The sequence below is a fragment of the Vibrio sp. Isolate22 genome, assembly GCF_022398115.1.
Classification (GTDB): Bacteria; Pseudomonadota; Gammaproteobacteria; order Enterobacterales; family Vibrionaceae; genus Vibrio.
In genome coordinates, this window is the sequence record NZ_JAKEUW010000067.1 from 1 (window position 1) to 24,401 (window position 24,401).

General features: G+C 44.7%; 21 protein-coding genes and 2 pseudogenes. 14 read left to right on the forward strand and 9 right to left on the reverse strand.

Annotated features, from left to right (window positions below; translation table 11 throughout):
• A pseudogene (locus L1D55_RS23570) lies at positions 1 to 194 on the forward strand (IS5/IS1182 family transposase); the annotation flags it as partial.
• A 104-nt stretch (positions 195 to 298) separates the two neighbouring features.
• Here the strand turns inward: L1D55_RS23570 and L1D55_RS23575 are convergent.
• Positions 299 to 1,183, reverse strand: a complete 885-nt coding sequence (locus L1D55_RS23575) for a LysR family transcriptional regulator (RefSeq protein WP_008217077.1) — start codon at positions 1,181 to 1,183, stop codon at positions 299 to 301.
• Between the two features lie 157 nt (positions 1,184 to 1,340).
• Here L1D55_RS23575 and L1D55_RS23580 point away from each other — a divergent pair, with 157 nt between their 5' ends.
• From L1D55_RS23580 to L1D55_RS23610, 7 genes and pseudogenes are all read left to right on the forward strand, one after another.
• Positions 1,341 to 1,739, forward strand: coding sequence for a RidA family protein (locus L1D55_RS23580; RefSeq protein WP_239919078.1), 399 nt, complete (start codon positions 1,341 to 1,343; stop codon positions 1,737 to 1,739).
• Positions 1,740 to 1,925: 186 nt separating this feature from the next.
• Entirely contained in the window at positions 1,926 to 3,386 is a 1,461-nt protein-coding gene (locus L1D55_RS23585) for an aldehyde dehydrogenase family protein (protein ID WP_239919079.1), read from the forward strand.
• A gap of 209 nt (positions 3,387 to 3,595) precedes the next feature.
• A complete protein-coding gene (locus tag L1D55_RS23590; RefSeq protein WP_239919080.1) occupies positions 3,596 to 4,591 on the forward strand; it encodes a membrane dipeptidase in 996 nt (331 codons plus the stop codon).
• 232 nt (positions 4,592 to 4,823) lie between these two features.
• The gene (locus L1D55_RS23595) at positions 4,824 to 6,431 is read left to right on the forward strand and encodes a BCCT family transporter (RefSeq protein WP_239919081.1); all 1,608 of its coding nucleotides are present in this window, start codon (positions 4,824 to 4,826) and stop codon (positions 6,429 to 6,431) included.
• A 255-nt stretch (positions 6,432 to 6,686) separates the two neighbouring features.
• A pseudogene (locus tag L1D55_RS23600) lies at positions 6,687 to 8,500 on the forward strand (hypothetical protein).
• Positions 8,497 to 9,234, forward strand: coding sequence for a DUF3726 domain-containing protein (locus L1D55_RS23605; RefSeq protein ID WP_239919082.1), 738 nt, complete (start codon positions 8,497 to 8,499; stop codon positions 9,232 to 9,234). Before L1D55_RS23600 ends, L1D55_RS23605 begins: the two are co-directional and overlap by 4 nt.
• A gap of 313 nt (positions 9,235 to 9,547) precedes the next feature.
• Positions 9,548 to 10,840: an alpha/beta fold hydrolase gene (locus L1D55_RS23610; protein ID WP_239919083.1), complete on the forward strand. Its 1,293-nt coding sequence runs from the start codon at positions 9,548 to 9,550 to the stop codon at positions 10,838 to 10,840.
• Between the two features lie 140 nt (positions 10,841 to 10,980).
• Here L1D55_RS23610 and L1D55_RS23615 read toward each other — a convergent pair whose 3' ends face one another.
• The 6 genes from L1D55_RS23615 to L1D55_RS23640 form a co-directional block, all read right to left on the reverse strand.
• Positions 10,981 to 11,163: a hypothetical protein gene (locus L1D55_RS23615; RefSeq protein WP_239919084.1), complete on the reverse strand. Its 183-nt coding sequence runs from the start codon at positions 11,161 to 11,163 to the stop codon at positions 10,981 to 10,983.
• A 288-nt stretch (positions 11,164 to 11,451) separates the two neighbouring features.
• The gene (locus L1D55_RS23620) at positions 11,452 to 11,679 is read right to left on the reverse strand and encodes a PAS factor family protein (RefSeq protein WP_128164051.1); all 228 of its coding nucleotides are present in this window, start codon (positions 11,677 to 11,679) and stop codon (positions 11,452 to 11,454) included.
• A 211-nt stretch (positions 11,680 to 11,890) separates the two neighbouring features.
• Positions 11,891 to 14,047 carry a c-type cytochrome gene (locus L1D55_RS23625; protein ID WP_239919085.1) on the reverse strand — a complete coding sequence of 719 codons (2,157 nt, stop codon included), beginning with the start codon at positions 14,045 to 14,047 and terminating at the stop codon, positions 11,891 to 11,893.
• Positions 14,044 to 14,658: a cbb3-type cytochrome c oxidase subunit II gene (locus L1D55_RS23630; protein WP_181143960.1), complete on the reverse strand. Its 615-nt coding sequence runs from the start codon at positions 14,656 to 14,658 to the stop codon at positions 14,044 to 14,046. Before L1D55_RS23630 ends, L1D55_RS23625 begins: the two co-directional genes overlap by 4 nt.
• Positions 14,659 to 16,083: a cytochrome-c oxidase, cbb3-type subunit I gene (gene ccoN, locus L1D55_RS23635; RefSeq protein ID WP_239919086.1), complete on the reverse strand. Its 1,425-nt coding sequence runs from the start codon at positions 16,081 to 16,083 to the stop codon at positions 14,659 to 14,661.
• Positions 16,084 to 16,107: 24 nt separating this feature from the next.
• The gene (locus L1D55_RS23640) at positions 16,108 to 16,494 is read right to left on the reverse strand and encodes a cytochrome c (RefSeq protein WP_239919087.1); all 387 of its coding nucleotides are present in this window, start codon (positions 16,492 to 16,494) and stop codon (positions 16,108 to 16,110) included.
• A 385-nt stretch (positions 16,495 to 16,879) separates the two neighbouring features.
• Here L1D55_RS23640 and L1D55_RS23645 point away from each other — a divergent pair, with 385 nt between their 5' ends.
• Positions 16,880 to 17,335 carry a hypothetical protein gene (locus L1D55_RS23645; protein ID WP_239919088.1) on the forward strand — a complete coding sequence of 152 codons (456 nt, stop codon included), beginning with the start codon at positions 16,880 to 16,882 and terminating at the stop codon, positions 17,333 to 17,335.
• Positions 17,336 to 17,343: 8 nt separating this feature from the next.
• Positions 17,344 to 18,369 carry a diguanylate cyclase gene (locus L1D55_RS23650; RefSeq protein ID WP_239919089.1) on the forward strand — a complete coding sequence of 342 codons (1,026 nt, stop codon included), beginning with the start codon at positions 17,344 to 17,346 and terminating at the stop codon, positions 18,367 to 18,369.
• Between the two features lie 251 nt (positions 18,370 to 18,620).
• Here L1D55_RS23650 and L1D55_RS23655 read toward each other — a convergent pair whose 3' ends face one another.
• A complete protein-coding gene (locus L1D55_RS23655) occupies positions 18,621 to 21,050 on the reverse strand; it encodes a bifunctional diguanylate cyclase/phosphodiesterase (RefSeq protein WP_239919090.1) in 2,430 nt (809 codons plus the stop codon).
• A gap of 3 nt (positions 21,051 to 21,053) precedes the next feature.
• Positions 21,054 to 22,085: an extracellular solute-binding protein gene (locus L1D55_RS23660; RefSeq protein ID WP_239919091.1), complete on the reverse strand. Its 1,032-nt coding sequence runs from the start codon at positions 22,083 to 22,085 to the stop codon at positions 21,054 to 21,056.
• A 386-nt stretch (positions 22,086 to 22,471) separates the two neighbouring features.
• On the opposite strand from L1D55_RS23660, the gene L1D55_RS23665 reads away from it, so the two are divergent.
• The 4 genes from L1D55_RS23665 to L1D55_RS23680 form a co-directional block, all read left to right on the forward strand.
• On the forward strand, positions 22,472 to 23,269 hold the full coding sequence (locus tag L1D55_RS23665) for a PhzF family phenazine biosynthesis protein (protein ID WP_239919092.1): 798 nt from the start codon (positions 22,472 to 22,474) through the stop codon (positions 23,267 to 23,269).
• Positions 23,270 to 23,373: 104 nt separating this feature from the next.
• Entirely contained in the window at positions 23,374 to 23,877 is a 504-nt protein-coding gene (locus L1D55_RS23670; protein ID WP_239919093.1) for a YgjV family protein, read from the forward strand.
• Positions 23,878 to 23,927: 50 nt separating this feature from the next.
• Positions 23,928 to 24,158 (forward strand): cupin, encoded by a 231-nt coding sequence (locus tag L1D55_RS23675; RefSeq protein WP_239919094.1) that lies wholly within the window; start codon positions 23,928 to 23,930, stop codon positions 24,156 to 24,158.
• 59 nt (positions 24,159 to 24,217) lie between these two features.
• Positions 24,218 to 24,401, forward strand: a 184-nt coding sequence (locus L1D55_RS23680) for a transposase (RefSeq protein ID WP_239919095.1), incomplete at its 3' end; no start/stop codon positions are given.

A 24,401-nucleotide genomic window follows, 5' to 3' on the forward strand; every position in this document is an offset into this window, starting at 1 on the left:
ATTCGCTAACTCAATGAAAAACTGACTCTGGCTACCACGACCGTTCAATCTCTGAGACGGCAATGTCCCGATATAAAGGACTGACTAGCGGCACATTGAGCTTGAGATGTTATAACGCTCAAGTTGGTGAGGCGTTAGCAAACGTCAAAGCAATGAACAAAGTTCTAGGACTAGGTATGCCTATTAGAAACTAACAGGTAAGTTCCGTAGGATAGATACGTCCTTTAGCTGATTTGATCAACAACGCCATTCTGAAGTAACAAGTGGCGGTGACGCACTGCCACTTGTTAAATTTTGCTTATGGCGCTTCATAACTCAGATATTGAATACACAAATCATGAAAAGCTTGCGCTTGGGGTGAGATAGTGCGGTCAGACAATCGGAATATTCCAATCTGACGCTGTAATGGCGGGTCGATCAAAGGAATCCACACTAAACGCGTTTCATTGGTTGGGAAAGCAAGCTTAGGCAGTGTGGTTACCCCAATGCCTAATTCCAACACAGAAAATAGAGAAGTGATGTTTTCTACCGAATACAGGGCTTGCTCGCTGAGCATACGTGCAGGTGTTGGATCGAGTAGGGTGCAAGTCCCGTTGCGAATGAACGGCTGTTTTAACAAAGTTTGCCATTCTATGCCTTCGGGTTGAGCGGCAATCGGGTTGTCCTTTAAGCAGACCACACCGATAGGATCGGAAAGAAGTGGAGTGAAGTCGATACTCTCTTCTTCTAAATGGGAGGTATTGCCAAGGGCGACATCCACTTCTCCAGAAAGTAATCTTGCTTCTACACCTGCCGCATTATCATCAATCAGGCTAACTTCAACGTTTGGGTATTGCTCACAAAAGGCCCCTAACACGCTAGGTATCAATTTGGCTGCCACCGACGGCACGCTCGCTATTCGAACTCTTCCTTGTTGCCCTGCCGCCGCTGCACGCAAGTCATTGTCTAATGCTTTGTAAACATTCAAGAATTGGATGATTTTTGGTAGGCATATTTCACCGAAAGGTGTCAGCGTAGACTTATTGCCTGTTTCAAACAGTGGCTGACCGAGTATTTTCTCAAGCTCTTTTATCGAAGTAGACAGTGCTGCCTGAGAGCGATTAGCTCGGTGAGAAGCTGCTCGAAATCCACCTTCTTCGACGACTAAAACAAAATGTTTTAACTGTTGTAGCTTAATACTCATGACTTCGATCCCTCTCTAGCCCTTGCTATACCTTACTTTTTGCAAGGTGATAGATTTTATTTATCAAATGCACAAAATTTACCGTTAGATTTATCAGGCGTCAAGGTGCAGTATTTAACCATCTTGAAACATAGTTGTTACAAAGTTGGATGGAATCGTGAACACACAAACTAAAAAACACTCAGTAAAAACCGCTCTTTTTGCTTCAAAAGCACCACTAGAGTGGGCAATCGTTAACAACGGCACTCTATACACGGCTCAGATTCCAATTGATGAAACGGGCGCAGTAGTAGAAGGCGGTATTGAAGCGCAAACGCGTCAGACTTTTAACAACCTTGTTCATACCTTGGAGTGTTCAGGCGAATCGATGGATTCTGTGCTGCAGGTTCTGATCTACGTGACTGACCGTGAGTACCTGAAAACGGTAAACAGCGTATACGGAGAATACTTCAACGCACCTTATCCAAACCGTGCAGCAGTCGTTGTTGCAGGGCTAGCTAGAGAAGAGATGTTGGTTGAATTCGTGGTTTATGCATCGGCGTCTCAACCTGAATAAATGGACTGTGAACTGAGGCAATTTGCCAATCAAAGCTGTTTGTCTATGCAGATCTTTATTGATACAAGCGAATGGTTTTACGCCTAGATACAAAATTAATACTTATTCTCTATATAAATTAACAATTTATTAATTAATCTGATGGTTGCCAGACTCACCGCAACCTAACGTTACAAGGACAGAATGATGACTCACTTACAGAATGTTCAAGCAGAAAACGCACTATATATTGGCGGCGAATGGCAAGCGGGTGTAAGCACCGTTGCGAACATTAACCCATCAGACATTTCTGAAAACATTGGCAACTTTGCACAAGCAAGTGCAGAGCAAGTTCAACAAGCGATTTCAGCGGCAAAACACGCTCAACCAGAGTGGGAAAAAACGCCGATTGAACGAAAGCAAGCCGTGCTTCAAGCGATTGGTGATGAGCTAATTGCCCGTTGTGATGAGTTGGGTACTTTGCTTTCTCGTGAAGAAGGTAAGCCTTTTGCTGAAGGTCGTGGTGAGATTTACCGCGCAGGCCAGTTCTTCCAATACTTTGCGGCTGAAGTGCTTCGTCAAATTGGTGATAACGCAGATTCTGTACGCCCTGGCGTTTCTGTTGAAGTGACTCGTGAAGCCGTTGGTGTTATCGGCATTATCTCTCCTTGGAACTTCCCGACGGCAACCGCTGCTTGGAAAATCGCTCCAGCGCTTGCTTTTGGTAACAGTGTTATCTGGAAGCCAGCAAACCTAACACCAGCAAGTGCCGTTGCGCTTACTGAGATCATCCACCGCCAAGGTATCCCAGCAGGTACGTTCAACCTTGTTCTTGGTAGCGGTTCAACGGTTGGTGATGCGCTGATCAACTCTAAAGAAGTGAACGGTGTCAGCTTTACTGGTTCTGTTGATACAGGTCGTAAAGTAGCAGCAGCTACCGCGCCAAATTTCGTTCGTTGCCAATTGGAAATGGGCAGTAAGAACGCGCTGGTTATTGCTGATGATGCAGACATTCAAACCGCAGTTGAAGCGACCATTGCAGGTTCTTTCTCTGGTGCAGGTCAAAAATGTACAGCGTCTTCTCGTCTCGTGGTTATGGATAGCGTTCACGACCAGTACGTTGAAGCACTGATTAAACGTATGAGTGAGCTGAAAGTGGGTCACGCATTAGAAGAGGGCGTGTTCATGGGCCCTGTTGTTGATGGCAACCAGCTTGAAGCGAACCTAGGTTGGGTTGAGAAAGCGCGTCAAAGCGGTGGTGAGCTGGCATTTGGTGGTGAACGCTTGAGCATGCAACACGAAGGTTTCTACATGGCTCCAACGCTGTTCTTGAACACTAAGAACGATTGGGAAGTGAACCAAGAAGAAGTATTTTCACCGATGGCAAGCGTGATTCGAGTGGCAGACTTAGATGAAGCGATTGCAACAACCAACGACACTCGCTTTGGCCTAACAGGCGGCATCATCACTCAAAGCCTACGTACTAGCGCATTGTTCAAACAACAGGCGCAAACAGGCTGTGTGATGGTCAACCTACCAACCGCAGGTACGGACTACCACGTACCGTTTGGCGGCCGCAAAGAGTCTAGCTTCGGTCCTCGTGAGCAAGGTCAATATGCGAAAGAGTTCTACACAGTAGTGAAGACGGCTTACCAGCGTCCTTACTAATCTGCTCTCTATATAAGAATTGGATAGCTGAAGACATTAAGTCCCTCGCTATCCAGCTATCGAATTGGCCTGATTCTCAGAGTCAGGTCAACATTCAAACTTAATCAGAAATAACAGTAGATAAGTGATTTAACCCATTTTTGAAAATATGTTACTTGAGCGTGTTTTCAAAACCGAGCTAGAACACTGAGCTTTCAATAGGAGTGGTTATGTACCAGCAACGGATTGTTATAGATGGATTGCAATACTGCAATTGGAACAGAGAATATTTCCAAACACTAAAGGCGAGCGGCATTACAGCAGTTCACGCTACCGCGGTTTACCACGAGACGGCTCGTGAAACCTTATCTCGCTTTGCAGAGTGGAACTTAAGATTCGAGCAGAATGCAGACCTTATCATGCCGATTCACTCAATGGCTGATGTTGAGACTGCAAAAGCGACCGGCAAAGTCGGTATTTTCCTAGGCGCTCAGAACTGTTCTCCAATCGATGATGAGATTGGTCTTATCGAAGTGATGCGTAAGCAAGGTCTTTTGATCATGCAGCTGACTTACAACAACCAGAGCTTATTTGCGACAGGTTGTTACGAGAAGAACGACACCGGTATTACTCGCTTTGGTAAACAAGCCATCGAAGAGATGAACCGAGTGGGCATGATCATCGATATGTCTCACAGTGCGGAACGCTCAACACTTGAAGCAATTGATTTGTCTTCTCGTCCTATTTGTATCAGCCACGCGAACCCAACATTTGCTCATGATGCACTGCGTAACAAATCAAACGATGTGATTAAAGCACTCACCGCACGTGGTGGCTTAATCGGATTCAGTTTATACCCATTCCACCTACCTAATGGTAGCCAATGTACCTTGGAAGACTTCTGCCAGATGGTTGCGACTACTGCTGACATGGTGGGCGTAGAACATCTGGGTATTGGCAGTGACCTGTGTTTAAACCAACCTCAAGCCGTTCTTGAATGGATGAGAAATGGTCGTTGGTCTAAAGCGATGGACTACGGTGAAGGCTCTGCAAGTAATTCAGGTTGGCCTGACGCTCTGCCTTGGTTCTGCGGTAGCTCAGGTATGGAAAACATATATAACGGATTGATGCGTCACGGCTTTAGCGAGTCAGAAGCTGGGCAAGTCTTAGGAGAAAACTGGTTTAACTTTTTGAAAGATGGCTTAGAGCCTCAAAGCGAAAGTTAAGCTGCGCTTCTTACTGATAAGAATCTAACGAGCAGTCTGCTAAACACGTTCAGTTAGTGAGAACTGCTTCAATCAAATTCACTATTTAAAAGGAACAACGGTCTATTTCGCAACGCGGTAACCCAAACATGGATTAGCCTGCCCAACACAAAAAATAATAGGGCAGGTGTTAAATACACCCTTGTAGTCATCATTTTTATGACAGCTGCAAAGAAACCTCTGGAGTCAGAGTATGTCTGATTTAACCAATAGCGTGAAATCTCCAAGCTTAAATGCGGGTCAAGCACACACAACAAGTAATGTAAAAAGCAACACAAACCAGTCTGAATCTACGTCAGACAAACTAGGGTTATCCAACCCGGCACTTTGGTACAGCGGCGGCTTTATCGCTCTGTTCGTGACACTTGCTTTATTTGACGGCGAGCTACTATCAAGCCTAGTAAACACGGGCTTTGCGTGGTCGGTAAAAGTATTCGGTCCTTACTGGCAAATGCTTCTTCTTCTGACCTTTCTTATTGGTCTTGGCCTAGCGGCAGGGCGAACAGGTAAGGTTATCCTTGGCGGCATCGCGAAACCTGAAATGGACGGCTTCCGTTGGATGGCGATCATCTTCTGTACGTTACTTGCAGGTGGCGGCGTATTTTGGGCTGCAGCAGAGCCGATTGCGCACTACGTTAGTCCACCACCATTGTACGGTGCACAAGAGAACGCACAGCAGGGTGCAGTGAACGCTTTATCACAATCTTTCATGCACTGGGGTTTCCTAGCATGGGCAATCGTAGGTAGCTTAACGTCTATTGTGGTGATGCACCTTCACTACGACAAAGGCTTACCGCTTAAACCTCGAATTCTGCTTTATCCAGTATTGGGCGAACGTGCACTGAAAGGTCACACCGGTGCTCTGATTGATGCATGTTGTATTGTCGCTGTAGCGGCGGGCACCATTGGTCCTATCGGCTTCTTGGGTTTGCAAGTGAGCTATGCACTGAACGCACTGTTTGAGATTCCAGATGGCTTCACAACGCAGCTTATCATCATCTTGTTCGCTATCGTTCTATACACAATGTCGGCACTCAGCGGTCTAAACCGCGGAATGCAAATGCTAAGCCGATACAACGTGATTCTGGCGATGGCATTGATGGTTTACATTCTGATCTTCGGCCCTACAAACTTTATCTTTAACGGCTACATTCAAGGTGTAGGCAGTATGATCGATAACTTCATCCCAATGGCGACATACCGTGGTGACGAGGGTTGGTTGAGCTGGTGGACCGTGTTCTTCTGGGGTTGGTTCTTAGGTTACGGCCCAATGATGGCAATCTTCATCGCACGTATCTCTCGCGGTCGTAGTATTCGCCAATTGGTTTCAACCATTAGCTTAGTTGCACCGTTTGTTACTTGTTTTTGGTTTACGATTGTTGGTGGCTCTGGCCTTGCGTTCGAAATCGCAGATCCAGGCAGCGTAAGTAAAGCGTTCGAAGGCTTTAACTTACCAGGTGCTCTGCTAGCGGTAACTCAGCAGCTTCCAATGCCGATGCTTATCTCTATCTTGTTCCTGATCTTAACCACGATTTTCATCGTAACGACTGGCGACTCAATGACTTACACCATCAGTGTTGTAATCAGTGGTGAGACAGAACCGAATGCAATCATCCGTACTTTCTGGGGCGTGATGATGGGCGTAACAGCGTTGATTCTGATTTCGCTAGGCTCTGGTGGTATTTCAGCGCTGCAATCGTTCATCGTAATTACAGCGGTTCCGGTGTCCTTAATCTTACTGCCATCGCTTTGGAATGCGCCTCAAATCGCAATCAAGATGGCGAAAGAGCAGGGCCTGTAGATGAGCAGAGTTTGTAGAAGAGCAGGTCTTTAAGAAACTGTAGAGATAACGCTCTCTAACAATGAAAGAGAAACAAGGTATCAGCCTTTGAAATTAGGCTGATACCAGATTCCGAAAGGAAGAGAAAACCCGTACTGGTGAAGATACATCGGGCGGAAAACTATTTAGGTCAAGAGATCTAGTCAGGACAAATAATAAGGGGTGAGTTCGCTTACTCCAATAACGTGAAAGCTAACCAACATACTGTCGCTATAAATGCTTCAAAAGACAGCAACGATCGGTTCTGAATGGCTAGCAAAACCCTTATAACTACAAAGGTGGTGAGCAAAATGGATGCACATCGTTCTACCTACACTGAATCAGCACTACGTGACGCAACGGTCGTCATGGCACCGGAAAGGCTAGGTGCTATGCACCAAACGCGTATCAGCTTCGTAAGAACTTTGATTCGCAAAATGGCGCAACAGCAATGGAAAGTGACTAAGCATGAGTGGCAATTAGACCCTCAAGGATTTGGTCATGTTATCTATAAGCTACAGACGCCAAACCATGTTTATCATTTGGTTGTGTTCTGCGATGAGATTGCAGACGACGAGCGAAATGACCGTGTAATTGCTGAAAAGTGGGACGTAACATTTGCTTTGGTTCTTGGCGATGTGGATGTCGCTCTACTTGAGAGACTTCGTGCGAACGTACCGCTACAAGAAGCAGGCCGTAACCCTAACAATGTGCTTGTTTTAGCGCGTGCCAACAAAAGTGTGCGTGTGTTTGAACATATAGTGAGCCACTTGGCTAAAGGGGTTCAGCCAACGCCAAAAGAGTTAGCGGAAGTGGGCTACATCCTGAGAACCACTGCGGTTTATGGTAATGGTAAGTTCGGTATCGCTGACTTCAAAATTTTAGAGAATAATCCAGATTTCAATCAGTCGTTTAGCGCTCAAATGTGTGCTGTATACATGCTGCGTGAATTCAGCCTGGATTGGGTTCATTACCTAGCAGAGCAACAAGGTGGTGAACAAGCAATTACCTTGCATAGAGGCTTACAACGCTATCTAGGTGTGGGTAATGCTACTGGCTTAGGAATGGCGCCATATTTGATTAACCACCCAAGTATTGTTGATCAATGGATGACAACCCGTGAGCATGCTTTATCTGACGTGCTAGCTAATCAGACCGACAATAGTTTAGTTGAGCCATTGCGCTCACTAGTGAAAAAAGCAGTCTGTCACCTAGAGCAGGTGGTGACGATCAATGAAACCCAACAAGAGTTAAACAAAGCTGCCGTCACTGAGTTGAAAGCGGCAGAGCAAACGTTAGATACTACAGTCAACCGATGTGAAACATGGGGTGAATTTGTCGAGCAATCTAAGCATATGAGTATGGAAGCCCAAGAAATCCTTATTTCATGCTTGATGGAATTGTACCCAGAATTAGTGGATGCCCATCAGGAGCAGATGAATTGTAGCGAGACACTGTCACTTCCTAGCGGTAAGAAGATACAAGATCTGTTGGTGACCCTAGAAGAGAAGTACCGCTGGGCAATCACAACCGACTTTACTAAAGCAGAAAACAACTACTGGTTCTGGTATCGCTCGCAAGACAAAGAAGAGCCAAGGCTCGGTGTTCGAGGTGAAGAGCTAGGTGAAGAGCGTGAGCTACCGTTAGATATTGGTCGTCAAGCTTACCGCTTGTACCATGCTTTATTGCAGTTTACGCCAGAGCTCTCATTAGCTGAGTTCTTAGTAAAACAGCCACAGCATCGTGCTATAGCGCGCCGCGTTTGGACTCTTGGCAACAAAGCGATGGGCGACATTCCAATGAATGTGCTTCACAAAGAGTCGCTGCCGATGCATCTGTTGCGTTGCAAGCTAGCGATGTTTGGTGCCACTAAGTTTGATCCGCGCTCAGATCGTTGGGTTCGCGTTACCTTCTTCCAAGGAGCGCCGTTGCTTGACGAAATTCATCAGGACGAGTGGGTATTCCCACTGTTGCCGAGTGAAGCGGAGCTTGCTGGCTCACATAACGTTCCTACACATATCAATACTCAACATGGAGGTAAATCGCTATGATCGTTTCTCACAATGAATTGGTCGCGGCCGTCAACAAAGCCTTTTTAGGGATGCGCCGTACATGTGGTGAAGCCGATGTGATAGCGAACATGGTGGCTGATTTGCAAATGGTAGGCTTGGATGGTGTGCGTCATTTTAATAATGCGAGCAACTTTATCGGTCTAGAGGACGACTGCCCAGTTGATATTCAAGTGAGTAGCGATAACACGGTCGAAGTTGACCTACACAAGGCAAGCTTGGCGTGTCATCTTCCTGTCGTGATGGATTATGCGATTGAAAAAATGGTCGGTAACAAATCACTTAAAATTGAGCTAAACAACTGCCACAACCGTTGGTTAGCCTACAGTGAGCTTGTAAAACTGGCGGCGAAAGGTATCGCGTGTACTGCACGCTGGGACAATGGCTCAAACCCTAAGAGCACCTTGTATGTGCTTAACCGTGGCTGCGTTGCTCCAGAGCTGTTTTTATCAGATTTGCCTCTGACATCGGACGAACATATCCATAATATGACCATCGAACTTTCCGTCCAGGATTTCGATATCGAACGCTTGTCAGATGGCTACCAAACACATGTCACGTCTGAGTCGTTATTTAAGACACAAGAAGAGGCGTGGCGTGATGGCATTGAGGTCAACGACGCAGAGTGGGCGACACTAAAAGAAACGGCCACCGCGATTCTGGTTGAAAATAGCCAGCGTTCAATTCAAGGGGCAGGAGACCTAGTCGCCTCATAGCTGATTGAACGTAGCGCAAGATAAACATCAGATAACACCAAAAGAGCTTAACGTATCCTCACCTCGTTAAGCTCTTTTTATTTTCCTGTTTCTTTTTCTCATCCCTTGATAAAGCCTCAAAAAAGGGCTGTTTTGACACAGGTTGTTACGATACGAACACTCCTTGAGCAGTCAAATGACGCACCTTCACATTCATGCTAAACAAACGGTTTCATTTACGAGCTACTATGCGTATCTTGCTACCTATGTGTGCCATAAGGCGCCACTTTTCTTCGTAACGATGACATTAGAACCAGATAAAAAGGAATGAAGCGTGCAAGCTAAGTTTATAGATGGAACCACCCTGTATCGTCAGCACTATTTTGAACTACCGCTCGATTACCAAGCGAAAGATGGACAGCAGATTCAAGTTTTTGCTCGCGAAATTGTCGATTTAGCAAAAGACAGCCAAGAGCTCCCGTGGCTTATCTACTTCCAGGGTGGCCCAGGCTTTCCTTCACCACGAGTGAGTGGGGAATCCGGTTGGATGAAACGTGCGTTACAAAACTACCGCGTCTTGCTTCTTGATCAGCGCGGCACAGGTAATAGCACGGTAATTAGCCATGAAACTTTGGCGCATCTGTCTCCAGAGCAACAAGCTGAATATCTAACGCACTTTAGAGCCGACAACATTGTTCGTGATGCCGAAGCGATTCGTGAGCAATTTGGTGTTAAGCAGTGGTCTACGATTGGCCAGAGCTTTGGTGGCTTTTGTACTCTAAGCTACTTATCGCTGTTCCCACAAAGCTTGCAACGCTGCTATGTGACAGGTGGTATCCCGTCTATTGAACGTGAAGCTGACGATGTCTACCGCGCGACCTATAAGCGTGTTGAAGATAAGAACAGAGCCTTCTTTGCTCAATTCCCACAAGCACAAGCCATGTGCCGTGAGATCTGTGATTATCTACTTAACAATGAAGTGACGCTACCCAACGGTCAGCTATTTACGGTTGAACAGTTCCAATTGATTGGTATTAACCTTGGTGCTGGCGAAGCAAACCTGCCTATGTACTTCACATTAGAGAGTGCGTTTGTTGAAGTGAACGGTAAAAAGCAGCTGAGCTACAGCTTCCTAAATCAAATGCAACAAGAGCAGGGTTACCTAACCAATCCAATCTATGCGATTTTGCATGAATCGATCTATTGCCAAGGCACAGCATCAAATTGGTCGGCTCATCGAGTTCGCGAGCAGTATCCACACTTTAACTATCAATCGGGTGGGGAATTCTGGTTTACTGGCGAGATGGTCTACCCATGGATGTTTGATCAACTAGAAACATTGAAGCCATTGCGTGAAGCAGCGAATATCTTAGCTGAGAAATCGGATTGGGGCACCTTGTACAATGCAGAGCAGCTTGGCAAGAATACCGTGCCAATGGCGTGTGCTGTTTATGCCGACGACATGTACGTTGAACTGGATTACAGCCGTGAAACACTGGCGAACATTCCAAATTCAAAAGCGTGGATCACTAATGAGTATGAGCACAACGGTTTACGAGCAGACGGCGAAAGAATCGTAGATAAGCTGATGACCATGGTAGAAGCGTTAGAGAATTTGCCAAAGTAATCAAGCTATCACTGTTCGAAATAAGAGACTTTAAAAATTTGAAACGTTAGAAAAAAGAAAACGCTGCATCCGTGCAGCGTTTTTGTTAGGTCATCGAACTATTCGATTTAAGGAACTAGGAGGGGTAGCTCAATAAGCCATTAAGGTTGGATGACGATATCTTGATGTTCTGTTGTAGTTAAGCAGGCGCGATTTTGTTCAATAAGTTGAGCCGCGTAAGATGGGGTCACAGCTTGAATCTCGCCTTTCGAGCGAATGGTCAGTGCTTCCCAAGCTTGATCACGATATTTGCCTGTCTGTGTGTATTCAATTAGTACTTTCATGATTCTTCCATCCGCTGTGTGGTTTACGTGCTACTAACATTAGCGCCATTATCGTCGTTACACACCTGTTAAAAATGGAACATAAGATTAACCAAATGAGAATGGTCGCAACTTGAAAATTTCGACAAATTGCACTTGTCTGCGCTCGAGCTTATTACTCTAAATTGCTGTTCATCCGGATAGAGTGTTGAGAATGGGCAGCAGTGGTAAGTTGTACCTGCTGGAAATTGAAGCATAAAAAAACGCTGCACAAGGCAGCGTTTTTTCAAAATTCATTTGGACGACAGATTAGTTGTTTTCTAAGCCCACAATCTTGCGTGCAGACATTACTGCACTGTCTAAATCGGTCAATCTACCAGCACTTGCTGGACCAAGAACGGATGAATACAAAGCCAACTGCTTCTCAAATGATAGATCTAGATGGTTATATAGATTTTGACGGATTTGAGCGTGTTGCTGTGGTTTCGCGCTCGATAGACCTTCCAACGTATCGTAGATGAGTGTAGTTGTATCCATATCAGTCCTTAGTAACTCATTATAAAATTTTGCGTATTATGCACTTGGTATCATTTTTGTTCTGCGAGATTGATCGCATTATGTGCAAGTCTGCTTAATTGTGTAATCAGTTAGTTATAATTGTGTTGTAGTGACAAAGGGCGTCTAAAGCGCAAAAGAAAAGGAGACACTAAGGTCTCCTTTGTTCTAGCTTCAATAAACTGAATTAATGCTACCGAATGTTGATGGTGTTATCTCTTCGGTCATACATGTCCGGTGTAGTATGTAAGCCGCCAGCGTAACCCGCTGCTTCCAGAGTTTCCCTCACTTCTCGAACATGCTCTGCGGTGACTGGTTCGTCTCTATCACCTAAATGCAATCGGACGAAAGTGATCAGCTCTGCTAGCCTTTGATCCGATAAGACATCTTCAAAGCTCGCCATTGGCATGAAGTTTCTGTCTTTGTCGAGATACGTAGGTTGTAAGCCCCTTACCGTTACCGCAATGGTGTTGAATGGATCGCTGTGCATGATGATGCCATTGTTCAGCAGGGTAGGAGCGATAGGATCTCGCCCTTTACCATCGTCACCATGACACGCACCACAGGTTTGGCGATAAGTCGTGTAGATCTCTGCGGCGTATGACTCTTCATCAAAGCCTTTCGGCTCTAACGGCACCGCGTCACTACTTATGGTGTTGTTGGTATCACCACTAAGTAAGTAGTACGACATTGATTCAATATCTTCGCGCGTCATCAAACTTAGGCTGTTTTTCACTACGTCAGCCATACCAGCGAAAGCTGTGCCTTTGTCTGAGTGACCTGTGTGTAGGAAGTCGGTGAGTGTTTTCTCATCCCAGCCATCGATGTATAGCTCGTTTGCGGTGATGTCAGGTGCATTCCAACCATCGATTAAGTTACCTTGGAAAATTCGCTCCGGTATCAATGCTTGGGCAATATTACGAGGCGTGTGACACTCAGAGCAGTGACCAAGCCCTGCAACCCAGTATTTACCTTGTTGCCACTTCTCGACATCATCAACCTTATCTTTGAGCTCCTCTGGTACTTGATAGTCGACCGGTTCGGTATCCATGAATACGATATTCCAGCCAAGTAGACCTAGGCGAATGTTCGACGGGAACATCATGCTGTTGTCGTCATTGCGTCTTGGTACAGCAGTAATGGATTGCATGTACTCCCACAAATCGACCATGTCTTGATCGGTCAGATATTGATACGAGGTGTAGGGCATAGCAGGATACAAGTAGCCATTCTTACCTTTACCCGCAACCAGTGCGGCTCTGAAATCCTCGAAATTATAGGTTCCGATGCCTTCCGTGTTATGAGGCGTTATGTTGGTTGAGTAAACAGTACCGAAAGGAGTGACAAACGGCAGACCACCAGCGAAGGGTTCGCCTCCCTCTGCACTATGACAAGCGACACAGTCACCGGCATAAGCAAGATATTCTCCTCGCTCAACAGATTGAGCATCCAAGTTTGCAATTCTCTGCTGTTCAGCTTCTCCTGCATGTCGGATATAGGTGCCTAGAGCGAGTATCTCGTTTTCGGTTAGTTGGTTATCAAACGCTGGCATCAGGTTGTTCAAGCCATAGTTGATCGTATGTTGAATCTCTTCAATGCTGCCTCCGTGGAGCCATATGTCGTCGGACAGGTCTGGTACACCTATTTGAGGGTTGGCAACGGATCCGTCGGCATGGCAAGAAGAGCAGTATTTAGTGAACAAGGTTTTGCCGAGTTCGACTTTGACTTCAGGTACATCAGTGTGGCGTTGATTCAATGACGCTAGGTAGTAGGAGACCTTTGCCACTTCATCTGGGCGCATGATTTCACTCCAACCCGGCATGGCACCGTTTCGCCCTTTGGCAATAGAATGAATAATGGCTTCATCACTGCCACCATACAACCACTCTTGGTCGATCAAGTTAGGGAAGTGTTTTTGCCCTTGAGCGTTATCTCTGTGACAAGCGGCACAATGGGTTTGGAATAAGATCTGACCGCTGTTTACGATCTCAGGTACCTCTGCTAACCCAGACAAAGTGGTTTCACTTGTTCGTGCAAACTGCTCATCGAGGGTCGTGGTAGGCGAACTGAGTTTATCGTCACTTTGTTGCCAATCGACTAAGCCTTCCCATTCACCAATACCGGGATATAACACTAGGTAGCCTGCGGAGAGCGAGAAAGCGATGGCATAACTGACAAACAGTAATTTAGGTGGCGGTGCGTCTTTCTCTTCAATGCCGTCAAAGGTGCCAACAGTGTGGTCTTCGTCAGCCTTGTGGTTACTGCGCCAGTATTTAACCACAACGGATACCATTAGAACAAAGAATATTATGGTTAAAAGTGCCGCCCATAAGTTCCAAAATGTGCTCATTGTGATACCTCCTGTGACGTATCTTTACCTAGGCTTTGCAAGTATCGAATTAAGGCTTCGCCTTTGGTTTTACCTCTAACCTGTAGTCTTGCATCACCAATTTCTTGGTCGGTATACGGAACACCTAGCGTACGCAATACCTCCATTTTCGCACTGATATCATCCCCAGTGAGTGTTTGCTCAAACAGCCAAGGGTAAGAGGGCATGATAGAAGTAGGCACGACTTGTCGAGGGTTGATCAGATGTATCACATGCCATTGGTCAGAGTACTTTCTTGCTAAATTGGTTAGGTCGGGACCAGTACGTTTAGAACCCCACAAGTTAGGAAACTCGTAGATATCGTCTGCTTCTTGGTTTGGGCGTCCGTTACGTTTGATTTCTGGATCAAGAGGGCGCACCATCTGCGTGTGACAGACGTGGCAGCCTTCACTGATGTAGATATCTCGACCAGCTAGCTCGATAGCGGTTAACGGCACAGCGAGGCTGTTTTTAGCGATATCATCACCTCGAACGATGTTTGGGACCACCCAAACTACTAGTGAGAACGAGGCGACAACTACCGTGGTCAAAATTAGAATAACCAACGAGTGGGTAAAGTCTTTACTCATGATTTATGCCTCCCCATTTGCTGTACGTTTAACATCAAGCTTTGCTGGCATACGCACCGTTTTGTAAAGGTTCAGTGCCATTAAGAACAAGCCAAGTACGAATAGAGCACCACCAAAGAAGCGTAGGAATAGCCAAGGTGTTTTGAAGTCCATCGCTTGCACAAAACTGTATACGAGCTCGCCGTTGTCGTTTTGAGTGAGCCACATGTAGCCTTCACCAATACCCGCTACCCACAATGCTATGGCGTAAATAGCCACACCTGCGTGCGCTAGCCAGAAGTGCCACTTGAGCATCCTTGGTGACCAAAGTTCGGTTTTGCCCCATAAACGTGGGATGAAGTAATAGAATACGGCGATACCCGACATTGCTACCCATCCGAGAGCGCCAGAGTGGACATGACCGATAATCCATTCGGTGTTGTGTGCAACCATGTTGAACCAACGAATAGCGAGTAGTGGGCCTTCGAATGTCGCTAAGCAGTAGTAGAGAATTGCCGAAAAGAAGAATAGGAGAATGTAGTCGGACTTAAGTTTCTCTTTGTTTTGTAGCAGAGTCATCGCGCTGTTAAACGCACCCGCCCACGATGGTAACCAGAGGATCAGTGACATCACGATACCAATGTTTTGTACCCACACCGGAACGGAAGAGTAGACGAGGTGGTGAGTACCCGCCCAAGTGTAGAAGCCAACTAAGCCCCAGAAGTGAATCACGGACAATCGGTACGAATAGATAGGGCGGTCTGCCGCTTTGGGTATGAAGTAGTAGTTCATACCGATGACGCCAGCCGTCAGCAAGAACCCTACGGCGTTATGTCCCCACCACCATTGTACAATGGCGTCTTGTGCTCCTGCGAAGACTGAATAGGACTTCATTGCCGAAACGGGCATTGCGAGATTGTTAACGATGAAGATCATCGCAATCACGATAATGAATGCTGCAAAGAACCAGTTTGCCACGAAGATGTGGTCGACTTTTCGTTTGGCTATCGTGCCAAAGAACAACACAGCATAAAGCACCCAAACGAGTACGATAAGTAAATCAATTGGCCACTCTAGTTCTGCGTACTCTTTTGAAGTGGTGTAACCCGCAGGTAGAGAGATGAGCGCCAGTAGCAACACAAGTTGCCAGCCCCAGAACACCATCCATGACAAGCTCTTGTTGAAGAGCTCACAATGCCCGGTTCGCTGAGCAATGTACAACGATGTCCCCATCAGGATATTGACGACAAACCCGTATATCACGCCAGAGGTGTGTAAGGGACGGAGCCTACCGAATTGAAAGTACTCTGAGTCGAAGTTTAAGATGGGCCAATACAGCTGTGCGGCGAGAATCACACCGATGATCATGCCTAAGATAGCCCAGATTAAGGAGGCGATAATAAAGTACTTCACCACCTTAATGCTGTACTGCGTTGTCACTTGTTCCATAACAAGGCTCCTTGCCTAGGATTTTTAATTGCTGATTGCGCTAGAGTCGCTCACCGAATTTGATTCGTTACCGAGGTTCGAATAGAAATAAGAAATATCGCGGATGTCTTGGTCCGAGAGCGTATCGGCTTGTTGCTGCATAAGGACTGCCAGTCCACTGGTTCTTTCTCTTGTTTGATAATCTTTTAACGATGAGATCAGGTAGCCCATTTTTTGCCCACGAAGGTTTGGGTAAGGGTCTTGTGTTGAAATACCGTCATCACCATGGCAAGTCATGCACACCTTGGCTTTTTGTTTGCCTAATTCGAATTGTTCTTGGTTGATTTCAGCTGAAACAGGAAACATGACCAGCGTCAGTAAGAGGGGAGACAGTGCCGTCATGGGGTTAAACTTTCGCTTATTTAAACTCATTATCGATTCCCTTGATTATGAATTGAGTAAGTGTCTTAAGAGAGCTAAACAATATAGGCTGGTGATATTTATAACGGCTCACAGCAGTTAATCGGGCTCTTAAAATGACTTACGTTCGATTAAAGGTTATGCAGTGTCACGGAATATCGCTACTAAATGACCCATCTTTCTTGTCAATTTTATCAGTCACTACGTATTCACGCGGGGAATTAGATTACTGAGGGAGTAAAAGAACTCGCTTTATTTAAAAGACTATGCTGATCGTCGCAATACGGTTTGAGCGGGTATGAGTGAATGTTTTAGGCAAATTAAGCCATGGTTAGGCGAGTCATACGCACAATTTGAACTAGAATTAATTTAGTGACCTTTTTAAATGGAGTTTAAAATGAGAACTACTCTTCTTGTCTTCCTTTCCTTGTGCTCATTTCCCATTTTTGCAGCAGCAAATTTGACGGTATTCGACCATTTAGGGCAAAAACATGAGCTAAGCCGAGAGCAGCTCCTTATGCTTCCTCAGAGTGAAATCTCCACTACTCTCCCATGGAGTGAAGGTAAGTCTGTTTATAGTGGAGTCACGTTGCAGGCTGTCCTTGAAACCATGGATTTATCGGTCTCGCCTATTGTTACCTTTATTGCGCTAAACGATTACAAGGTCTCGATTCCAAAGGAAGATTTTTATGACCATCAGCCGATAATTGCTATAAAGCAGGACGGGGAGTTTATGTCGGTAAGAGACAAGGGACCGTATTGGTTAATCTATCCATTGTCTTCTAGTCCAGAGCTGGATAACACTGATATACACTCAAAAATGATTTGGCAGATACGGGATATCCACTTGTAGGGTCTACTATGAAGAAAACGTTATCACTGACTGCCATTAAAGTGGTTATTTTGCTTTCAGCTGCGGTTTTGCTTACCGTGAATATCTACAGTGTTACAAGAATCAACGATATCAATAAGAGCTTTTCTAGTCGCCAGAATGAAGCTACTTGGTTTGTTTTTCAGTTGGTGAAGGAATATGCCAACTTTTTGATGGTTAGTCGTTCAGACAAGCTCGATTACGATAAGTTGTGGCTGGCTTATGATATTACCTGGAGTCGTTTTGATATTCTGATTAACAGTACTGAATCGTCAAATTTTATTAAATCAGCGAACTTCAAACCCTATTTTTCGGCAGAATTTGAAAAGTTTAAGTCGCTAGAGTCGTCCATTAAGTTGGTTCGTCAGGGCGATCTTCCCCAAGAGTCCTTACAAAAGAAAATCGATATTTATTACACCAGCTTGGTTGAATTTATCAATGAGAAATTTCGCCTCCAAAACCCAGTTATTGAAGAAAATACCTCTATTGTTGATAAATTTGTTGTCGTTAATCGAGTGAGCAGTGCTTTTCTGGTTCTGGTTTTAGCTGCCATCGCTGTTGTCTTTTATCTGGATTTCTCAATTAAGAAGAAGCTCCATTCGACAGACTTTATTACCGGCTTTCGTAATAGAGTCTCTCTCATGCAGTTTATTAAAAATAGTTACCCTGAAGATAATACGTTCGACCTCTATTTTGTACGAATTAGAAATCTGAGTGAGATTAATCAAAAATATGGGCTTGAATATGGTGACTTGGTTGTGAGCTCTGCGGCAAAGTCTCTGACAGAAAAGGTTCCTGAAAGCACAATCTCGTTTCGTAGCAGTGGAAGTCAGTTTCTATTTTTTATCCCTCAAGACCTGTACACGAGTGATGAGATACAGGAGAAATTCAACAGCGTACTCAAGGACTATATTTCTGCGGGGAATTTGGAGCTTATGATTGACGCAGTAGTCAGACACAAAAAGAACATCAGCTCTAAGGATATGATGGAGCTATTAACGACCATCCAACGCTAGCCTTCCGACTTTTTTGTATCAAAGAATCAACTTTCTCAACTCTTAGCGTCAACCTTTCATATTCTCACTCTCATAGACGGGGCGGAAACCTTGTGTGGTCATCATAATTAGCTCGAGCGAGCCGTGGCAGGCTTACGCCTATTAGCACTGAATATTCAGTTCACTTTTACTATTTGGGTGAAATGTAAATGGAAGCGGGTGATTAGAGCACGCTTGTTTACATTGAGGCGCTGAAACTTATCGCGTGAACCTTATTTGTGGTGGGCTATGGCAGTACTATCGTTCGACGTAGAGTCTTGAAGAGATTTGGGGCTTAAAATCGCTTGAGGGTTATGGTTACGAACGAACTCGATAAATTCTAAGTACGTTAATGGCTGACTAAAATAGTAGCCTTGTATCAAGTCACAGTGCGCCTTTCTTAGGTAATGATACTGTTCTATGGATTCAACGCCTTCCCCTACAACGAGCGTGTCACAAGAGTGCCCCAGGTTAATCATCGACTCGACCAGTTTACGGGCGGCTTTGTCGTCTACCATATGATCGATAAAGCTTTTGTCGATTTTTAACTCATCTACAGGGTAGTGGAGAAGTTGGTTAAACGCTGTGTAGCCAGTGCCAAAATCGTCTAGAGACACTTTTAATCCTAAGCTTCTGATGCTCTCAATAGTCTGCACAGTGAGCTTGGTGCTTTTCACGTAGCTCGTCTCGGTAATTTCAATAATGATATTGGCGGGTGGTACTTGATAACGTTCGAGTACTTTACGGATATTATCAGCAAAGTTGCGATTGTAGAGCTCCATCGCAGAGATATTGATAGATAGGGTGCCTTTGTATCCGTGAATTTCTGAAAGTTCTTTGTAATTTTTGATAGCGGTAGTGATCACCCACATGTCTAGCCTTGATATTAGATTACTCTTTTCCGCGACCGGAACGAATTCTTCAGGGCCAGCATTGATGTCAAATAAAGCTGGGCAGCGAAGCAGACATTCGGCGCCTTCAATTTGAAGTGTCTTGGCATTGAAAATTGGCATAAAGCGAATTTCGAAGTTGTCACTTTCACAGCACTCTAATAGTCGTTTCTCGACAACGTCGTGGCGTTCTAGGGTGTGCAGTAACTCTTCACCGTAAACGATGCGGCTTTCACCATCACTGTGTGCTTTGGCATTCGCTAACATTTCATCGACGCACCGGTGCCAAATCTCTTCGAATTTTGGTGTATCCATGGGTAACACACCGGTTGCGAGTGATAACCTGAAACCATAATAATCAAGGAAGGTCGTACTGGTGAGTGTGTTGTTGATATTTTCTATTTCTTCGTTTATCGACTGGTTTTGCCCCATTTCTAATATTGCAATGAACTGATTACCCCCGAGTCTCGCTAAGGAGTAATCATTGCAATTAAAGCCGAAGGATGATTGTTGGTTCTGTAAGGTTTCTCTCAATGCTTTTGCTAAGCTTATCAGAACTTTATCACCAACCTTAGCTCCGTATAGGTCATTGATTTTACGAAAATCGATGATATCCCAGCAAACAATAAAACACCTCGGGTTTAATGCGCTTTTAAGGCGAACATCGAGATGACGAATAAAAGAACGTCGATTAGCTAGCTTAGTGAGTTGGTCGAACTCGGCCTCAAATTTTAACTCGGTGAGAGAGTCAATATACGCATTCTTTAACCCATCAATCTCACCTTGTCCTGAAGAGCGTTTGAAGTATCTGAGTTTCAGCCCACCGATGGATATTTCATGCAATAGATCTTTAAGTGGGCGAACCAATTGGAAGCGTACGACCGAATGTACGATGAGCATGATAAAAAACAGGGTTCCTACCGAACCTAAAAAGGTTTGCTGGGCAAGTATGGTTTTAGCATGGTTGAACTTTTGCTCTCGAATGTCGACTTGTGCGAGGAAATGCCGGCTGGTCATTTGTACATTGATGCTGTCTTTAGTCTGTTCGATTGAGTTGATAACAAACTGAGTATTTTCAGTGTTTTCTCTATCGGACGACGGCTCAATCGATAGTTGCATGTTGTCGTCATCATTGTACTCAAGAAGCAAGCTTGATAATTGTTTTAGTGGGCCATCTGCAATCAGGATGTATCGGTTTGAACTGCTATTAGCTCGTTTATCTTGAGGGAGTAAATAAGGGTCTATGGCCGCAATGTAAGCGTACCTTAGCCCACCATTTACCGAGATGTATGAGAAACCTTTTTGAGACAATTCAGAGTGGTTCACTAAAGAAGTGTAGATATCGAAGACGCGCTCATAAATATGATCGGGGATTTTCAGTTCTTCGAACGGGTCTACTCGAAGTGTGGACAGCGTCAGGTTGAATTTAGGGTCAATGATGTAAATATGTCGCTGACCAAATTGATTAACCTGGCTCTGGTTTAGAGTTCGGAGCACTCTTTTTTCTAAGAGTGACAGCGTTGTGTAATCCGTGGGGTTCTGAATGTAACGTAAGAATTGGAGTGATGAACCGATATCTTTTACCAATAACGATAACCCTAGTTGCTCATATTCTGCCGCAACGAGGGCGGTATTTACGTCAGACTGTACTTCATCTAAGTACATGTGCTTGGTATGGCTAGAAGCGAAATTGTAGATAATCACTCCCGCCACCGTAAATACTAATAACAGTGCAGGGGTAAGGACTAAATACAGCTTCTTTAATAGTGGCATCTATTATCTCAAACTATCAACGATCCGATTACGGATCTGAAGGCTGTTGGGCTCAAGTGTTCGGTACAAGTAACTGCGTTCTAGTGTTTCTTGGCTAGGGAATAACTCGGGGTCATTCTGATACTCTTGAGTGGTTAGGGCTTTTGCTTTCGAGTTTGGTGTAGCGAACCAAGAGTCCATCGCATTTTTAGCGGCAATGTCGGGTTGTGATAAGAAGGAGAGTATCGTTGAAGCTTCCTTGGATAACTCTCCGTTGTTGATCGCTGCAATGCACTCTAACCACAAGGTCGTGCCTTCTTGAGGAACCATGTACACCCATGATGGATCTGGGTCGGTATCATTGAGTACATGGCTGTCACCAGAATAACCGTAAGCCAAATCGATGTTAGCGAGCCTCGCTGGCTGGTGGATATAATCAACGATATATTCACTGCTCTCAAGGTGGACTTTTTGGTCCTGTAATGTCTGATAAGCGATTCGAAGCTCTTGTTCATTGTTCGTGAAAGGGTCAAAGTTATTGAGTAAAAGTGCTGTACTCACTAAATCAGTGGGTTCGTAATACATGCTTATTCGACCGCTATTTTTTGATTCTGGGTCAAGAATAGCTTTCCATGAGGCAGGAGGTTCGACTCTGCTGCTTCGGTATAAAATCCCAGACGTTCCCCAAGCGTAAGGGATGCCGTAATCCCCACATCCGTCGACCCACCTAGGGGCAAAATTACCCGAAAGTGAACTTTGTAACTCTTCGAGATTATGAAACAAGCTTTGTTTGGCTAGTGCTTTCAGCTTCATACTTTCAATGACAACCAATTCAAATGCACCACGTCGTTCGCTTAGTAGCACTTCATCTCGGATCGATTCCTCAGAAAAATATTGCTGCTTTAAAGAAATCCCATAAGTGTCGTTTAGTTGTTGAATCACATCGTCAGACAGAAATTCATCCCAGTTGTAGAGATAAATTTCGTTCTTCTGAGCAAATACCAATCCACTCAAAAGGGCGGTTGAGGCGAGAACTGAAACATGAATCGATTTCACAGAAGGATTCCTTTCCTACTTTGCTTAACTAAATCCTAGCTCAATATCTGCGACATGGTTCAAGTTTAAGTGACTAATTTAACTTCAACCTAATGCATTTAGTGTAGGCGACTAACGGTTGTGTTCAATGGTCACCCTTAAACGTGTGTAGTGAGGCTTTTAACATTAAAGTATTTTTTAACTCCATGAATGCTAATTGTGGGTTAAGTTTCTATTGAGTTGGCCATACAGGAAACGTAGCTAAGAGCTGAATATAATTCTTTTTTATCAGCACCTTATTGTTTTTTCCATTGAACTGAAAAGTTATTGATTAATAACTTGTAGCACAAGAGCTTTGTGCTTATTGTGGGCACTGTTTGAAACGTAAACTACGAATTGGAGCTCTTGTGGATCTCGAAATATATCAAGTGGATTCGTTCACTACCCAAGCTTTCAAAGGCAACCCTGCAGGTGTCTGCATCTCTCAAGAGTTACTAGATGAGTCGCTGATGTTGTCTATTGCAGAAGAGATGGCGGTGCCTGAGACGGCTTTCCTTGCACTGGATACCATGACACTAAAGTGGTTCACGCCAGAAGTGGAAGTTAAGTTGTGTGGCCACGGCACTCTGGCTACTGTACATGTGATGAAAGAGCAGGGGTTAGCCAAGGTTGGCGACAAAGTTGTTTTTAATACTTTGTCTGGGGAGTTAACTGCCATAGTCTGTGAATCAACTATCGAGCTAGATTTCCCAGGTACTCAACTGTTGAGTGTAGAGCCTGAATTAGCTCTCTTAGAGCATTTAGGCATAGCGCAAGACCAAGTAGTATCATTCATGGAATTTGATACTAAGCAGTTTATCGAGGTAGCTAATGAGCAAGTGCTCTTGGAACTGTCACCGAATTTTGATGCTTTAAAAACAATGGCAGGCAGAGGTGTGCTAGTGACGAGTCAATCATCAAGCGCAGATCTCGATTTTGTTTCTCGTTATTTTGCCCCTTGGGTCGGGAACAATGAGGATCCTGTTACTGGCTCGGCACATTGCGCTTTAACGCAATATTGGGCTGATAAACTCAACAAATCGTGTTTTCGTGCATACCAAGCTTCTCGCCGCGGGGGCTATGTATCGACTGAGCTATTGGCGAATGGTCGAATAAAGTTAGTGGGTTCAGCCAAAACAGTGATTAGTGGTCTACTAAAAATTTAATGGACTTGTTGTTAGGAGAGGTGGGGTCTAGGTCGTGATGTGAATTGCGGTTTCATGTCGAGAGGTTGAATTGAACCCGTCCGAATATTGTAAAAGGAATCACAGTGTCAGCTTTTTATTTGTCTCAAGTTTTAGTCGCCATTGCGATTTGCTTTGATCTTATGTCTTTCCAATTTAAGGAGAGGAAGAAGATCGTAACCTGCTTGTTCTTCGCAGGTGTACTGATTTCAAGTCATTTTATCCTGTTAGAACAGTGGACTGCGGCATGCTTGATGATTATTGCCACTATCCGTTATTTAACGAGTGTGTTTTCCACATCACCTAAATTCAAATATTTGTTTTGTTCACTGTCTGTGGTTGCGACAGCCTTTACTTTTTCAGGGTTAACGAGCGTATTGAGTTGTTGTGCATCAATGTTCCAAACATTCGCTGCTTTTAACAAGGATGACCGTAGACTTCGAGAGCTAATGATAATCGGCACCAGTTTTTGGCTTGTTCATAATTACTTAGTTGGCTCTCCAACAGCGGTTGTTATGGAAGCCTTATTTATTGGCAGTAACTTGCTTGGTTACTATCGTTTTTACTTCAGGAAGAATGTCGTGGCTTAGTGTGCTCACTGCGAATCATCGCCATGCTTCAGAGAAAATTAGGAGAGCCTATGTCAAATATCTACGCGGATATCCCTTCGTCTATACCTAATGAAATATTCAACGACTTAATAGCGAATGACAACATTCGAATAGAGAGGATCCTCTCACATGGACACAGTTCTCCTGAGGAAGGTTGGTACGATCAAGATGAGCATGAATGGGTCCTAGTGCTCGAGGGGCAAGGCGTAATTGAATTTGCTGACGGTCGCATTGTTACTTTGTTTAAAGGGGACAACTGATCCGCCCCAGCAGTTTTGGACACTGAGTTAAGTGAGTACAATCACTAACGAGGTGAACAATGACAACTAAGAAAACTAGAATTAAACATTCCCCTGAATTTAAAGCAGAAGCCCTGAAGTTAGCAGATAAAGTGGGAGTAGCTGCGACAGCAAGACAGCTTTCTTTACATGAATCTCAAATCTACGGGTGGCGAAAGAACTCGAAGAAAGACACCAGTACTAGTCAGCGAGAGCAAGAACTAG